This window comes from Arthrobacter sp. NicSoilB4, assembly GCF_019977335.1.
Taxonomy (GTDB): Bacteria; Actinomycetota; Actinomycetes; order Actinomycetales; family Micrococcaceae; genus Arthrobacter.
In genome coordinates this window covers 2,459,408-2,473,921 of sequence record NZ_AP024653.1, presented here as the reverse complement: position 1 = coordinate 2,473,921, position 14,514 = coordinate 2,459,408, and the positions used below count along the sequence as shown (strand labels likewise).

Below are 14,514 nucleotides of genomic sequence, written 5' to 3'. Positions count from 1 at the left end.
ACCTGCCGCCGGACCCCGGACATGCCCCGCGCCGGGGCCGGCGGATGGACATATTCCGCTTATGCCCGGTCCTGGGCGCGAGGACTGGACATGTCCTCCCGGGGGAGCGGCCCGATCAGCCCGGCTGGTCTGAGAACGGATCCAGCGCGACGCCGGACAGCACCTTCCCGGGGTGCGGTCCACGGGCGGTGAGCGCCGCGGTCCACATCTCCGGCCACGGTCCCTGCGTCCCGGTCAGGATGATGTTGCCGGGAAACCTGCCGCTGAACATGCCGGTCTCGGCAAACGCGGCCACATCGGCCATCGCCCGGCGCAGCGCGGCCACCTGGCTTCGCACTAGCGTGAGTCCCGGCTCGTCACCCACGTTGACGATCAGCACCCCGCGGGGGCTGAGCTTCGCCGCGGCCTCCAGGTAGAACTCCGTGCAGGCGATGTGCTCAGGCGCCTCGGGCCCGGAGAAGATGTCCAGGATCACGACGTCGAAGCGCAGCTCCGGCGGCAGTTCCGCCAGGGCGCCGCGGGCGTCGCCGATGATCGTCTGCAGGTCCGTGCCGCCGGGCAGGGGGAGTTGCTGCAGCACGAAGTCCAGCAGTTCCCGTTCCAGCTCCACCGCGTACTGCACGGACCCCGGCCGGGTGGCCTGGATGTACCGCGCCAGCGTCAGCGCCCCGGCCCCGAGATGGAGGGCCGTGACGGGTTCGCCCCAGGGCGCCGCGAGATCCACGACGTGGCCGATCCTGCGCAGATACTCGTAGAAGATGTCCGAGGGGTCCGCCAGGTTGACGTGTGACTGTTCCGCTCCGCCGATGCTGAGCACATAACCGCCCTCGGTGAAGGCGTCGGGCTCGATCGTGGCGTGCTGGCCTGTGGTGCGCAGGAACCGCGAGGCTGCGGGCGTGTCCGCCATCAGATGATGTCGCGGAGAGTCGCGAGCCGCTCGGCCGCTTCCTGCAGGACATCAATCCTCTTGCAGAACGCGAAACGCAGCAGGCTCCGGGTGCGTTCGGCGCCTTCCGGATGGCAAAACACGGACACCGGAATGGCAGCAACGCCCACCAGCCCGGGCAGCCGGCGGGCCAGGTCCAGTGCGTCGGTAATGCCCAGCCGCGCGGTGTCCACGTTCACGAAGTACGTCCCCTGCGGGGTGAAGACGTCCAGACCCGCGGCGCGCAGGCCCTCGCTGAGGATGTCACGCTTGAGCTGCAGCGTATCGGCGATGCCGGCGTAGAACTCATCCGGCAGGCCGAGCCCGGCCGCGATGGCGCTCTGGAACGGGGTGCCGGAGCTGTAGCTCAGGAACTGCTTGACGGTGCGGGCGGCCGAGACCAGGTGCTCCGGTCCGCAGAGCCAGCCGATCTTCCAGCCGGTAAACGAGAAGGTCTTCCCGGCGGAGGAGATGGTCAGCGTGCGCTCCGCGGCGCCCGGCAGGGTGGCCACCGGGATGTGGCGGACACCGAAGGTGAGGTGTTCGTAGACCTCGTCGCTGATGATGACGGCGTCGTACCGGGTGGCGAGCTCGACGACGCGTTCCAGCACCTCGCGGGGGAACACCGCGCCGGTGGGGTTGTGCGGGTTGTTGAGCAGCACCACCTTGGTGCGGCTGCTGAACGCCACTTCGAGGGCGTCCAGGTCCGGCAGGAAATCCGGGGCCAGCAGCGGGGCAGTGACATGGCGGGCGCCGGAGAGGCCGATGATCGCGCCGTAGGAGTCATAGAACGGCTCGAAGGTGATGACCTCATCGCCCGGGCCCACGAGCGCGAGCAGCGAGGCGGCAATGGCCTCCGTGGCTCCGGTGGTGACAATGATTTCGGTCTGCGGGTCCGGTTCCAGTCCGTAGAAGCGCTCCTGGTGGAGGGAGATCGCCTCGCGCAGCTCCAGGACGCCCTTGCCGGGGGCGTACTGGTTGGCCCCTGCGGCGATGGCTGCCTGCGCGGCAGCCTTGATCTCCACCGGGCCGTCTTCGTCCGGGAAACCCTGGCCAAGGTTGATGGCGCCGGTCTGGAGCGCGAGGGTGGTCATTTCCTCGAAGATCGTCACGCCGAGGGTGCCGTCCGGGGACAGCAGGTTGGCGCCGGTCGCGGTCCGCTGCCACGGGAATTGCATCGGGGAGTTCATCGGGTGCCCGCCTTCTCGCCGCGCCCGGTGAACTTGTCCATGGTGGAGTAGATCCCGAAGACCTTCCCGCCCACAAAGTCCCAGGCGCGGACCGGCAGCAGGCCGCGCAGGACCTTGCCCAGCTGCGCGGCGGCCGGGGCGATCAGCTGCGGGCGTCCGGCGACGGTAGCCCGCCAGGCCCGGTCCACGGCGTCCTCAGGAGTCATCAGCGGAGTCAGCAGCGGTCCGCGGGCGCCGTCGAACATGCCGGTGGAGATGTAGCTGGGGCAGAACGTGGTCACCTTAAGGTGGCCGAAGCCCTGCTGTTCAAGTTCCAGCCGCAGGGAGTCGCTCCAGCCAATGACGGCCCACTTGGAGGCAGCGTAGACGCTCATCCTCGGGTTGGACACGGTGCCGGCGGCGGAGGCGATGTTCAGGATCCGGCGCGGCCGGCCGGCGTCGGCCATCATGTCCGGGAGGAACGCGTGGGTGACATACATCGGGGCCAGCGCGTTGATGTCCATGGTCAGGGCGATGTCCCGCTCCGGGCTGTGGTCCCAGAAGAACGCGCCGCGGACGATTCCGGCGTTGTTGACCAGCAGCGTCAGCGCACCTTCCGCCTCGCACTCCGCCGCGGCGTCGGCAATCGCCGCGCGGTCGGCGAGGTCCACCTGCCGGACGACGGCGCGCGCCCCGAGGGCGGTTACCTCGGCGGCGGTCTTTGCCAGGCCGTCGGCGTCGACGTCCCAGAGAATCACGACGCCGGCGCCCTCGCGGGCCGCTCGCAGGGCGTACAGGCGGCCCATGCCCATGGCGGCGCCCGTCACGAGGACCACGCCCCCGGACACGGTGAAGGGAATGTTCGATGCTGACATCCCGCCATGTTATCCCGGCCCGCGGCACCGATACGGTAGGTTCGGAGCATGAGACGCGCCGTATGCCCTGGCTCCTTTGACCCCATCCACAACGGCCACCTGGAAGTCATTGCCAGGGCCGCGGGCCTCTTCGACGAGGTCATCGTGGGCGTCTCCACGAACTACGCGAAGAAATACCGCTTCACGCTCGAAGAGCGGATCGATATGGCCAAGGAAACCCTGGCCTCCCTGCGGGGAATTGTGGTGGAACCCGTGGGGGAGGGGCTCCTCGCCGAGTACTGCCGCCAGCGCGGGGTCTCCGCGATCGTCAAGGGCCTCCGTTCCTCGTCAGATTTCGATTACGAACTGCCGATGGCGACGATGAACCGCCAGCTCACCGGCGTCGAGACGGTCTTCCTGCCCGCCGAAAGCCACTACCTGCACTTGTCCTCGACCTTGATCAAGGAAGTGTTCACCCTGGGCGGCGATGTGTCCGAGTTTGTGCCCCGTTCCGTGCTGAAACGGCTGCACGCGGGCTAGCCGGTCCAGGACCCGCCGCGCAGAGGGTAAGCTTGATCGGTACTCGGCGGCCTGCTGCCGGTGCGCGGCCCTTGCCGGGGCCGGTCCGCGGTGTGAACCGCCGGCGTGCGCCCGGTTTGAGTCCGTCCGGAAGATCAGGCTAAGATAGTACGTCGGTCATATGTTCAACAGGAGTTCTCATTAAACGAGATGCTAGTTCGCCCTTGGCGTTCGACGTCAAGGACCTCGGACGCAGTCCGGGAAGCATGCGGACGCTGACGGAACATGTACCCGCACCGAGTGATCTTGGTGTGGCACTCATTGGCGTGCAGGAAGGCTCGGATGTCGAGCTGGATCTGCGGCTGGAGGCCGTACACGAAGGAATTTTGGTATCAGGTACCGCGAACGTCGAAGTAACCGGCGAGTGCGGCCGATGCCTGGATCCCCTTGCGTATGACCTCGAGGTCAATGTGCAAGAACTTTTCTTCTACGAGGACGCTGAGTTCTCGGATGAAGAAGACGAAGAAGAGCAACGTCGAGTCGAGCACGATCTAATCGATCTTGAGCCGGTGTTGCGGGACGCAGTTGTAACCATGCTGCCGTTCCAGCCGGTGTGCCGGGAAGACTGCCAGGGCCTTTGCTCCGAATGTGGAGTTCGCCTGGAAGACGAGCCGGGGCATCACCACGAGGTCGTAGATCCTCGCTGGGCTGCCCTAGCTGACTTGGCTAAGCCTGACCGGCAAAACTGATTTGTAAGTGTTGGACTAGAGAGAAATGAGTTAGCCGTGGCTGTCCCGAAGCGGAAAATGTCTCGCTCGAATACCCGCGCCCGCCGCTCCCAGTGGAAGGCAACTGCCCCCCACCTGGTGAAGACTGTCGAGAACGGCCAGGTCACGTACAGCCTGCCGCACCAGGCAAAGGTCGTTACCGACTCGGCTGGCACCGCGCTGTTCCTTGAATACAAGGGCCGCAAGGTCGCAGACGTCTAATCCGCCAACTGGCTGACTAAGATGTCTTCAACTGAAGAGCTTCTGAAGCGTCTCGGTGTCACTATTGACGCCGGGACGCTTCGTCTTGCTCTCACACACCGTTCCTACGCCTACGAAAACGGCGGCATCCCCACCAACGAACGGCTCGAGTTCCTGGGCGACTCCATTCTGGGGTTCTCGGTCACCGACGCACTGTACCGCGATAACCCCACCCTGCCCGAGGGGGAACTGGCCAAGCGCCGCTCCGCCGTCGTGAGCACCCGGGCTCTCGCAGGCATCGGCCGCAGCATCGGTCTTGGTGAATACATCTATCTTGGACAGGGCGAAAAGCTCACCGAGGGCAAGAACAAGGCGTCCATCCTCGCGGACACCATGGAGGCGCTGATCGGCGCCACCTACGTCTCCAACGACATCGAGACGGCACGCCAGCTGGTCATGCGCCTGATCGGGCCGCTCTTGAAGGACGCTGCCGCGCTCGGCGCCGGCACCGACTGGAAGACGAGCATCCAGGAGCTGGCGGCCAGCCGCCAGCTTGGCACGATCAATTACGCAGTCGAGGGCTCAGGGCCGGACCACGCCCGGACCTTCGAAGCCATCCTTCGGATCGGCGGCAATGACTACGGCTCCGGCTCGGGCAATTCCAAAAAGGAAGCCGAGCAGGAAGCTGCCGCGGATGCATGGCGCCGGTTGTCGGCGCCGTCGACGGTGACTCCGGAAGCAGCCGCTCCGGAAGCGCCGCCGGCCGAATCCGCTGGTCCCGACGCCCAGCAGCTGCAGTCCCAGACCGGCGCCTAGGCACGCACCGTGCCGGAACTGCCCGAGGTCGAAGTTGTCCGCCGCGGCCTGGTGAGCTGGGTGCGGGGCCGGACCATCACCGCTGTTGAGGTGGTGGATCCGCGCTCCGTCCGCCGCCACGCGCTCGGCCCGGAGGACTTCGCGGGCAACCTCGAAGGCGCCCGGGTCCTGGACGTGGTCCGGCGCGGGAAATTCCTCTGGATGCCGCTGGCAGACACCTTTGCGGAGACCCCCGCGGCGGACCCTGGTGGCGGCGCGGCCGAAACTTCCGCACCCGGCGTGGCTCTCATGGCACACCTGGGCATGTCCGGCCAGCTCCTCATGCAGGACGCCGGTGTGGCGGACGAAAAGCACTTAAAAGTCCGCCTGCGCCTCAGCCCCGCCGTCGGCATGCCGGAGCAGCTCCGGTTCGTGGACCAGCGGATCTTCGGCGGACTCTTCCTCACCTCGCTGATCCCCACGTCCGACGGCGGTCCCGGCGGTCTCGCCGAAACGCCCCTGCCGCTCATTGCCGAGGAAGCCTCGCACATCGCGCGGGACCCGCTGGACCCCAACTTCTCCTTCGACGAGTTCTACCGCCGTCTCCGGACACGCAAAACGGGGCTCAAACGCGCCCTCCTGGACCAGGGGCTCGTCTCCGGCATCGGAAACATCTACGCGGACGAGGCGCTCTGGAAGGCGCGGCTGCACTTCGCCCGGCCCACGGACACCCTCCGGCGGGCTGAAGCAGGGCGGGTCCTCGACGCCGCGCGCGAGGTCATGACCGACGCCCTCGCGGCCGGCGGGACCAGCTTCGACTCGCTGTACGTCAACGTCAACGGGGCGTCCGGCTACTTCGACCGGTCGCTCAACGCCTACGGCCGGGAGGGCAAGGAATGCAAACGCTGCGCCGAGGCAGGCCTGGTCAGCATCCTCCGGCGTGACCAGTTCATGAACCGTTCTTCCTACTCGTGCCCGGTCTGCCAGCCCCGGCCACGGAACGGACGCTGGTAGCGGGCGCCCCTAAAACAAGTAGTCCTACTCTTACGCTCCCCTCATCCCGCTGAAAGACTGTGGCGATGGGTGCTAGGGGAATGACAACCATGGTCTTAATTGATTCTTTCGTCCGGGCAGGGAACAGCCGGTGAAAGCCAAGCGGCTTGTCATCGCGGGTGTCGGCGTAGCGGCGATCCTGGGAGGCACCGCCGTCGTACTGGACCAGATGACGGCCGGAGAGCCTTCGACGTCGCAGGCTGTGGCACCTGCCGGCAGCAGCCCGCCGGCCGCCGTGTCCACCGCAGACCCGGGCACGACTGACGCAACGGCCGCCCCCACAGGTGCCGCCGACAGTGCGCCCAGTCCGACGGGCGGTTCAACCGATGGCTCGTCCGCTGCACCCGCGGGCCGTGAAGTCCTTCCGCCCGTGAGTGCGGCCCCGACGGGTCTGCCCGCGCCCTCTCCGCCCGCGTCCCTCATCAGCATGCCGCTGCCGGCCGCGGCATCAGCCCAAGGCAAGATCGTGGACGGGTTTCCCGCCGACGCACTCCGCTTCCCGGAGGGAACGGTGGTCGGCTCGACGTCGGTCTCCCCGGCAGAGGAATCCCTGCAGGTGGCCGCCGACGGGATCGCCAGCCTGAGCCAGGACTCGGTGGCAGGGCACTTTCAGCAGGTCCTGGGCGGCCTGGGATTCTGGTCCGAACCCGTGCCCGCCGCGGCCGGAGAACGGGCCCTGCGGTTCGGCCGGGGCGCTGACTCGGTGACCCTCACGGCCTCCACCACCGGCACGGGCGGCACACGGTTCATGCTCCTGGGAAACCTGCACGCGGCGGCAGGGGGATAGCGCAATGTATATCTCCATGTCGGACCGCAACGGCGGCAAGAAGGACCTGCAGGCGTTGGAGCCGGACGCCGTCGAACCCGTGAAAAGGCCCTTCCGCCTCTCCCCGGTGATCATCTGGCTGGGCGTGGTGAGCATGCTCACGGATGTCTCCTCCGAATCCGTGTCCGCCATCCTGCCCCTGTACATCACCGGGTTCCTCGGCCTGTCCACCATTGCCTTCGGATTTCTTGACGGCATCAACCAGGGCGCGAGTGCCATTGTCCGGATGGCTGCGGGCTATGCTTCCGACCGCATCGGGCGCCCCAAAGGCGTGGCCGTCGCCGGCTACGGCCTCTCAATGGTGGCCCGGATCGGCCTTCTTTTCGCTGGCGGGTTCTGGGCCCTCACCGCCGTCGTGACCGCCGACCGGATTGGCAAAGGCATCCGCACCGCCCCGCGCGACGCTTTGATCGCCGTGTCAGCCCAGCCTGAATATCTGGCGCGGCATTTCGGGGTGCACCGGATGCTGGACAACATAGGGGCGGCGGGCGGTCCGCTGCTGGCCTTCCTCATCCTGATGCTGATCCCGAACGGATACGGCACCGTGTTTGTCGTGTCCTTGGCCTTCGCTGCCATCGGCGTCGCAGTGCTGACGCTCCTGGTGCCGAACCTTAGAACCCGGCGGACTGGCAGGGCGGGACCGGACAGCGGAGGGCAGGACGGCAATACCAGGCCGGCGTGGGGATTCCGCTGGCGCCTGCTGCGTGAGCCGGGCCTTGGCCGGCTCTTGGTCGCCGCCGGGATTCTTGGCCTGCTGACGGTGGGGGACGGCTTCATCTACCTGGTGCTCCAGGACCGGGACTCCTTCGCCGTCCAATGGTTTCCGCTACTGTACGTGGGCACGAACGTGGTGTTCCTGGTCCTCGCCATTCCGCTGGGACGCCTCGCGGACCGCTGGGGCAAGGCGCGGGTCTTTATCATCGGGCACGTCGCGCTGCTGGCCTGTTACCTGCTGGCCGCGGCGCCGCTCGGGGGATTCGGGCCGACGGTGGCCTGCCTGGTTCTGCTCGGGGCTTTCTACGCCGCCACGGACGGGGTGCTGTCGGCGCTGGCGAGCCAACTGTCTCCGCCGGACAAGCTTGCCACCGGCCTTGGCGCCGCCCAGACAGTGGTTGCACTCAGCCGCATGACCGCCTCCGTGGGCTTCGGTGTCCTGTGGTTCGCGCTGGGTCCCGCCGTTGCGATGGTGGTGGCAGGTACTTGCCTTGGGGCCGGAGTCGTGGCGTCCTGGTTCATCCTGCGCGGCGGCCTGCTGCAGAGGCCGGCAGCTTGACGCCCGCCGGGGGCAGGGCGCGCTGGGGGATTCTGCTGTTGATCACGGCTCTGGTCATCGCTGCCGCCGGAGCCTATGCCGCGACTGCGTTCGGGCGCTTCCAGGAGAGCAAGGCGGCTGCATCGACGGCGCGGGTGGCATCCGACACCGCTGTCCTGACCAGGGCTTCGGTACTGTTCCGCAACACCGCGCCCGGCCAGGGCTACGGAATGATCGGCACCGTCCCGCTTTCTAATCCTGCCGGCGAGCGGGCATTGGCGTCGGTGGCCTGCGACAGGGTGTACGGCACAGTGCAAAACATCGTCTGCCTAAAGACTAACCGCGGTCTGGTGACCAGCTTCGAAGCCGTCCTGCTGAACGCGCAATGGCAGCAGACCGGCAGCTGGGCCCTGCCGGGAATTCCCAGCCGCGCACGGATGAGTCCGGGCAGCGCTTTGGTATCCACGACGGTGTTTGTCTCGGGACACTCCTACGGTACTGCGGGCTTCTCGACCGAGACGTCCATCACCGCGCTGCGGGGCGGCGGCGGAAGCGGGAACCTGGAGGACTTCGCGCTGATGGTCAACGGCGCCCGGATCACCGCGGCAGACCGCAACATCTGGGGCGTGACCTTCGCGCCGGGCGAAAGCGACACGTTCTTCGCGACGGCGGCATCATCGGGCCGCATCTGGCTGGTCAAGGGAAGCATTTCGGCGCGCACGCTCACGGCAATCCACGACGGCGTGGAGTGTCCGTCGCTTTCGCCCGACGGCACCCGGATTGCGTACAAGAAGAACACCGGGGGAACGCTGACCCCGCATTGGCGTGCCGCGGTCCTGGACCTGGCCACCGGCAGTGAAACCGTGCTGTCCGAACCACGCAGCGTGGACGACCAGATCGAATGGCTGGACGACCAGACCCTGCTGTACGGGCTCGCCCGCGAAGGCGCCGCGGGTGACAGCGACATCTGGCAGATCAACACGGACCCTGCTTCCCGCTCCTCCATCTTTATCGAGCACGCCTGGTCCCCGTCAGTGGTCCGCTGACCGGACTCCTCCGCACTGCCCCCGACACCCGTCGATTGCTCCATAACTGCCGTTATCAAGCCTCAAAAGGGCGGTTGTGGAGCAATCGATGGAGTGGGACAGGGAACACCGCCAAGTGGGCGGGCATTCCCGCAGGGACTGCCGCCGCTCAGGGCCCGCGGTCCTGCCCCCAACACCCGTCGATTGCTCCGTAACCGCCGTTTTCACGCCCCTATGGGGCGGTTACGGAGCAATCGATGGATCAGGGGGCTGCGGGTGTGAAGACGATGTCGACGAAGTAGTTGGTGGCGTTCCAGGAGTTCGCCGGCATGGAACCCCCGGAACCGTACTGGTACCGGCCGTTGTTCGGGCCCGGCGCCGACAGGACGCCATTGATCCAGGGCTCCGCGAAGAACGCCGGAGTGTAGGCATAGTTGCCGTTGGGCGCCAGGTACGACACCACGTAGCCCTGTCCCGGTTCGAGCGCGACGGGAGACGGGAACGAGGCTGTTTGCCAGCCGGTGGCTGACTCGTCCGTGAAGGTCACTTCGGCCAGCCGCTCCCCGGCGGCATTCCACAGCGAGCCGACATGCGTTCCGGTGTTGCCCGTGCCCTTGTAGAACCTCACACCGGTGGCATTGCCAGCAGTCGACGCCGCGAAGGCGGTGCCGAGCTCAATGGACGAATTGTCCCCGGACGCGGCGGGCACCGCCGGCAGCAGGGGCCCGAACAGTGACTGTCCGGGTCCGCTGGGGTTGAATGTCGTGAACTGCCAGCTGAGCGGCGCCAGCGCGGCGCCTTGGGCGGAGACGACATTACCGACGCTCGCGGACATCACGGTGGCCGTCGGCAGTGGCTCTGCCGGCGAGAAGGTGATGGTCCGGGCGTCCGTCGAGAGGGCGGATGTGCCCGCGACGGCGGCACCATTGGCGGACAGTGCGAACGTGAACCCGGCCTGGATCGGCGCCGACAGCGTCACTGCCGGTTTCGATGCCACCGGGAAGCCGAGGGAATCTGCCGCCGGCACCTGGGCTGTGACACTGAGCGGCGGCACTGTCGCGGTGAAGTCCACATCCACCAGATAACTCGCGGTCGAGGAAGCTGACGGGAAATCGCCGTTGTAGGTGAACGCCCCGGAGTCATACGCCGCGCGCAGCGGCCCGCGGGTGATGCCTGAGCCAAAGCCGCCCCCTACTGCCGAATACACTCCCGTGGGCGTGCGGTAGGCGGCCACGTATTCAGTGTCCGCCGCAATGTCCACGGGCTGGCTGAACGTGCCGGTCTGCCACCCGGCGGAGGATTCACCGGTGAACGTGACGGAAGCCAGCTGCTGGCCGCCGACGGTGTACAGCGCGCCGGTATGGGTTCCGGTGTTGCCCGCCGACTTGTAGTAGCGGATGCCGGTGACCTTGCCGGGGGAGCTGCTGGCGAAACGCACCCCGAGCGTCAGGGGCACCCCGTCATTGAATTCCGGGCCGCCGGGCGTCACGGAGTCCTGGTACAGCGAACACGGGCACACGCCGTCGGCCCGCGGAACCGGAACTGTGGTGAAGGTCCACGTGCCGCCGCCGAGCTGCTGCCCCGTCGCGGAGGTGGCGGCCAGTGTGGCCGTGTAGGTGGTGGCCGCCGCCAGCGGGGACGACGGCGTGAAGGTGACCCTGCTCGTCGGCGCGTCATAAGCCGCCGTGCCTGGCACCTCGGCGGAGTCCGGACCGGTCAGGACCAGCGTCACACCCGACGCAGGCTTGGACAAGGTGGCGGAGACCGCGGCATCGAGGGCAACACTCGAGGACCCGGGAAGTGGTGCCTGCGCGCCGGCCACGAATGGCGGATCCGGGTACTGGACCACCACGTCCACCAGGTAGCTGGCGCCGGAACGGGCACTGGGGAAATCTGCCGTGTACGAGAACGCCCCGGAGTCCGACGCCGCTCTCAGGTTCCCGACCCTCAGTCCGGACCCGAACCCGTTCAACGTTGCGGAGTACGATCCGGTGGTGCTCTTGTAGGCCACGATGTATTCGGTGTCCGCCGCCATGGCGACCGGCTGGTTGAAGTTGGCCGTCTGCCAGCCCGATGTCGTCTCGTTGGCAAACGTCACAGTGGCGAGCTGCTGGCCGGACACAGTGAACAGGGTGCCGGTGTGCGTGCCGGTGTTGCCCGCTGACTTGTAGAAGCGGACGCCGGTGACAGTCCCTGCGGCAGCGCTTGCGAAACGGACTCCGAGAGTCAGCGGCACACCGTCCCGGACCTCCTGGATCCCAGGGACAACAGCGTCATCGTAGAAGCTGCAGGGGCAAGTGCCTGGCACCGGCGGAGCGACCACCGTCGTGAAGGACCATGTTGCGCCGCTGGTCAACGTGCCTCCGCTGGCCGCCGTGGCGCTGAGCGTCGCTGTGTACGTCGTGCCACGTTCCAGGCCGGCTGCAGGGGTGAAGGTCACCTTTCGCAAGGCGGAGTCGTAGCCGGTGGTCCCAGCGACGGTCGCGCCGTTTGCCTTGACCGTCAGCTGCACACTCGGCTCGGCAACTGCCTTCGAGAACACCGCCCCGACTGTTGTGGCCTGAGGGACGCTGGAGGAGCCGTCCAGCGGCCAGTGACCGGACGCCGTCAGGTCGGAGGTGTCAACCGTGTCAAACAAGGCATCCACGAAATAGTTGCCGTTGTTGTAACTGTTGGACGGAAACGAACCAGGTCCGGCGTACACGCCGGCCGGGGGACTCCCGAATCCGCCTGCCACAGTCAAGGGCGGGTCGGCCAGGCCAAAGCTGGCCCACTGGTATTCCTTGCTGGCGTAGCGTCCGTTCGGAGCGGTGTAAGAGGCGACGTACTTCTGCCCGGCGGTCACAGCCACCGGCTGGCTGAACCGTACTTTCTGCCAGCCGGACGCGGTTTCCGAGGTGAATGTGGCGGTTGCGAGCCGCTGGCCGGTGGCACTCCACAGCGAACCGGTGTGGGTGCCGGTGTTGGCGGTGCTCTTGTAGAAGCGCACCCCGGTGATGAAGCCGTCCGCGCTGGGCGAGATGTTCATACCAAGCTCGTAGGCGCCGCCGTCCTGGGCATCGGGCACCTCGGGTACCTGCTGGCCAAAGACCGAGTACGGTCCGGTGAGCTGGAGGTTGCGGGTGGAGGGGGCACCGATGTTGGCGCTGTCATCCATGGCGCGCACCTTGAGGCTGGCGGTGGCAAGGCCCTTCTGGATATAGGTGTAGGTCCAGCTCTGCCTTCCCTGGGCCGGGTGCCAAGTGGTTCCGCCGTCGGTGGAGACTTCGACACCGGCCACGATGCCGCCGGTGTCCCCGGCCGTCCCGGACACAGTCACGGCGGTTCCGTGCGGGATGGTGGTCCCCTCGGCGGGGACGGAGATCGTCACGGTCGGGCCGGCTGTGTCGGTGCTGGCCGACGCCGGTGACAGTGCTGTGTCGCGGGTGGCGGGCTGGGCTCCCATGTCGGCCAGGAGGTTGATCTGCGCCTGCTGCATCCGCGGATCAGCGGGCCCGCCTTCGCCGTCGTGCTCCTGGTCCAGGCCCCACGTCCATTGCACGGTGCCCGCCGAAAATACCAGCGCCCCGCTGGGGGCGCGGTACATGGTCATGTTGTGCGTGGTGTTTCCCGGCTCTACTTTGTTGCCGAAATCCTGCAGATACTGCGGGGTCGCTCCGGTGGTCGTAGACAGCCGGATCAGCCCGGCGGGCCGGAACCCGTTGTCCAGGTCTTCATTGGATTCGTAGCCCACCGTGTGTGGCGCCAACGCCGCGGAGCTGCCGGCGGCGAGTGCGGCCAGGGAGGTGTTGCGCCACAGCCGCGATTTTCCTTCGGCGGCGCTGACCGTGATCGGCAGATCCGTGAAATTGGACACGTACATGGTCCCGGTCAATGCGTTCTCGGGCAGGCCGCCGCCGTTGGCCGGGGCGGCATACCGCGGATCGCGCCACGTCCCGGTCCACCCCGAACTGGGGTCAATCTTGGCGTTGGCCCACGTCTCCTTGTACGACGTGATGGTGCGGCCGGCCGCGCCGTCCACAGGGGAAGGGTCCATCCGGGTCCGCCAGTACATTTCGTTGCCGGAGAGGAACTGCAGGTTCACGCCGGCATCGCGGGCGGCCTCCACATTGGCGCGCTGCGCACCGGACCAGTATTCGTCGTGGCCCACGGAGAGGAACACTTTGTGGTTGAGGAGCTGGCCGCCGTTCCTGTCCGTGTCCACACCGCTGAGGTAGCTGACGTCGTACCCGTTTTTCTCCAGGAAACGGACGAGGGGGTACTCGTTGCTGAAGTAGAAATCGCGGCCGTTCACGGCCCCGCGGGTGTTGACCGGGCGGTTGTAGCTGATCTTGTAGGCCCTGCCGTTCCCGGCGCCTTCGTAGAAGTTCGAGCCGCCGTAGCTGTTGTAAGCCTGCCAAGACGTATCGGAGGTCTGGAAGACGACGTTGGACCGGCTGCCGTCCGCGCGGACCACGAAAGTGATGTGGCTCTGGCCACCGGTATCGGGCCGGGTCAGCAGCGCAACGTAGACCCCGGAGACCGCCGCCGCAGGGACCTGCCAAGTGGCGGACACCGCCCAAGTCCCGCAGTCGTAGAGTTCCGTGGTGACATCCGAGAGGCACTGCGGCTGGACCTGCCGGAACGCCGACGGCGTGACATCGGCAATCTTTCGGGCGCCGAGCCCCTGGTACCAGCCGGTCCGATAGATCCCAATCGTGTAACTGGCCGCCGTGGTGTCCACCTTGAAGTTGATGGGCTGGCCCGCGTTGACACTGATTTCGGTCGAGAACCCCTGGATGTCGGGGTCCCCGGCGCCGGAGATGTCCCATTCCTCGGGCGGGGCGCCGGGCTTCGAATTCTCACACGCCACGGCGTTCAGGAGCGGGGAGCAGGGATCGGCCGCGCTGGCGGCCGGCAGCAACGCGGGCACGGCGGCAACGGGCAAGAGCGCTGCCATCAGGGCTACAGCCAGCGGGAGAACGACCCGCCGGAGCGATTTCAGTGTGCGGCCGGTGGCAGAAACGGACATGTGAACTCCTGAGTGAGTACGCTGCGGCGGTGTCGGGGCCGGAACGTGATGTACCGCCCTGTGCCGCACCCCCCGGGGCAGCCAACCAAGTTTTCAATTGTCCCTACACCGGGTTGC

General features: G+C 67.1%; 12 protein-coding genes. 8 read left to right on the top strand and 4 right to left on the bottom strand.

Translation table 11 applies throughout. The features are described 5' to 3' along the window. Nucleotides 1-115: 115 nt before the first annotated feature. The 3 genes from LDO13_RS11230 to LDO13_RS11220 are packed head-to-tail and all read right to left on the bottom strand — an operon-like array spanning nt 116 to nt 2,969. Nucleotides 116-907, bottom strand: a complete 792-nt coding sequence (locus LDO13_RS11230) for a fused MFS/spermidine synthase (protein WP_224046831.1) — start codon at nt 905-907, stop codon at nt 116-118. After that, complete coding sequence (locus tag LDO13_RS11225; RefSeq protein WP_224046830.1) at nt 907-2,115, bottom strand: aminotransferase class I/II-fold pyridoxal phosphate-dependent enzyme; 1,209 nt, start codon at nt 2,113-2,115, stop codon at nt 907-909. The genes LDO13_RS11230 and LDO13_RS11225 overlap by 1 nt, the downstream gene beginning before the upstream one ends. After that, entirely contained in the window at nt 2,112-2,969 is an 858-nt protein-coding gene (locus tag LDO13_RS11220; protein WP_224046829.1) for an SDR family NAD(P)-dependent oxidoreductase, read from the bottom strand. Before LDO13_RS11220 ends, LDO13_RS11225 begins: the two co-directional genes overlap by 4 nt. 48 nt (nt 2,970-3,017) lie before the next feature. Between LDO13_RS11220 and coaD the strand changes: the two genes are divergently transcribed. The 8 genes from coaD (at nt 3,018) to LDO13_RS11180 (ending at nt 9,407) form a co-directional block, all read left to right on the top strand. Continuing rightward, nucleotides 3,018-3,488, top strand: a complete 471-nt coding sequence (gene coaD / locus LDO13_RS11215) for a pantetheine-phosphate adenylyltransferase (RefSeq protein ID WP_224046828.1) — start codon at nt 3,018-3,020, stop codon at nt 3,486-3,488. 203 nt (nt 3,489-3,691) lie between these two features. Continuing rightward, entirely contained in the window at nt 3,692-4,216 is a 525-nt protein-coding gene (locus LDO13_RS11210; protein ID WP_082492579.1) for a DUF177 domain-containing protein, read from the top strand. A gap of 36 nt (nt 4,217-4,252) precedes the next feature. Next, nucleotides 4,253-4,456, top strand: coding sequence for a 50S ribosomal protein L32 (gene rpmF, locus LDO13_RS11205; RefSeq protein WP_009356569.1), 204 nt, complete (start codon nt 4,253-4,255; stop codon nt 4,454-4,456). A 21-nt stretch (nt 4,457-4,477) separates the two neighbouring features. Then, on the top strand, nt 4,478-5,251 hold the full coding sequence (rnc, locus tag LDO13_RS11200; RefSeq protein WP_224046827.1) for a ribonuclease III: 774 nt from the start codon (nt 4,478-4,480) through the stop codon (nt 5,249-5,251). A gap of 9 nt (nt 5,252-5,260) precedes the next feature. Beyond that, nucleotides 5,261-6,244 carry a bifunctional DNA-formamidopyrimidine glycosylase/DNA-(apurinic or apyrimidinic site) lyase gene (gene mutM, locus LDO13_RS11195; RefSeq protein ID WP_224046826.1) on the top strand — a complete coding sequence of 328 codons (984 nt, stop codon included), beginning with the start codon at nt 5,261-5,263 and terminating at the stop codon, nt 6,242-6,244. A 130-nt stretch (nt 6,245-6,374) separates the two neighbouring features. Beyond that, the gene (locus tag LDO13_RS11190) at nt 6,375-7,070 is read left to right on the top strand and encodes a hypothetical protein (protein WP_224046825.1); all 696 of its coding nucleotides are present in this window, start codon (nt 6,375-6,377) and stop codon (nt 7,068-7,070) included. Between the two features lie 4 nt (nt 7,071-7,074). Further along, nucleotides 7,075-8,382 (top strand): MFS transporter, encoded by a 1,308-nt coding sequence (locus LDO13_RS11185; RefSeq protein WP_224046824.1) that lies wholly within the window; start codon nt 7,075-7,077, stop codon nt 8,380-8,382. Nucleotides 8,383-8,420: 38 nt separating this feature from the next. Next, a complete protein-coding gene (locus LDO13_RS11180; RefSeq protein ID WP_224046823.1) occupies nt 8,421-9,407 on the top strand; it encodes a hypothetical protein in 987 nt (328 codons plus the stop codon). 241 nt (nt 9,408-9,648) lie between these two features. Here the strand turns inward: LDO13_RS11180 and LDO13_RS11175 are convergent, their stop codons facing one another. After that, nucleotides 9,649-14,397: a DUF4082 domain-containing protein gene (locus tag LDO13_RS11175; protein ID WP_224046822.1), complete on the bottom strand. Its 4,749-nt coding sequence runs from the start codon at nt 14,395-14,397 to the stop codon at nt 9,649-9,651. Between the last annotated feature and the right edge of the window lie 117 nt (nt 14,398-14,514).

Coding starts and splice junctions, on each gene's coding strand:
- LDO13_RS11175 (WP_224046822.1), bottom strand. CDS start 14,397: ATGTCCGTTTCTGCCACCGGCCGCACACTGAAATCGCTCCGGCGGGTC.
- coaD (WP_224046828.1), top strand. CDS start 3,018: ATGAGACGCGCCGTATGCCCTGGCTCCTTTGACCCCATCCACAACGGC.
- LDO13_RS11230 (WP_224046831.1), bottom strand. CDS start 907: ATGGCGGACACGCCCGCAGCCTCGCGGTTCCTGCGCACCACAGGCCAG.
- LDO13_RS11220 (WP_224046829.1), bottom strand. CDS start 2,969: ATGTCAGCATCGAACATTCCCTTCACCGTGTCCGGGGGCGTGGTCCTC.
- LDO13_RS11185 (WP_224046824.1), top strand. CDS start 7,075: ATGTATATCTCCATGTCGGACCGCAACGGCGGCAAGAAGGACCTGCAG.
- rnc (WP_224046827.1), top strand. CDS start 4,478: ATGTCTTCAACTGAAGAGCTTCTGAAGCGTCTCGGTGTCACTATTGAC.
- LDO13_RS11225 (WP_224046830.1), bottom strand. CDS start 2,115: ATGAACTCCCCGATGCAATTCCCGTGGCAGCGGACCGCGACCGGCGCC.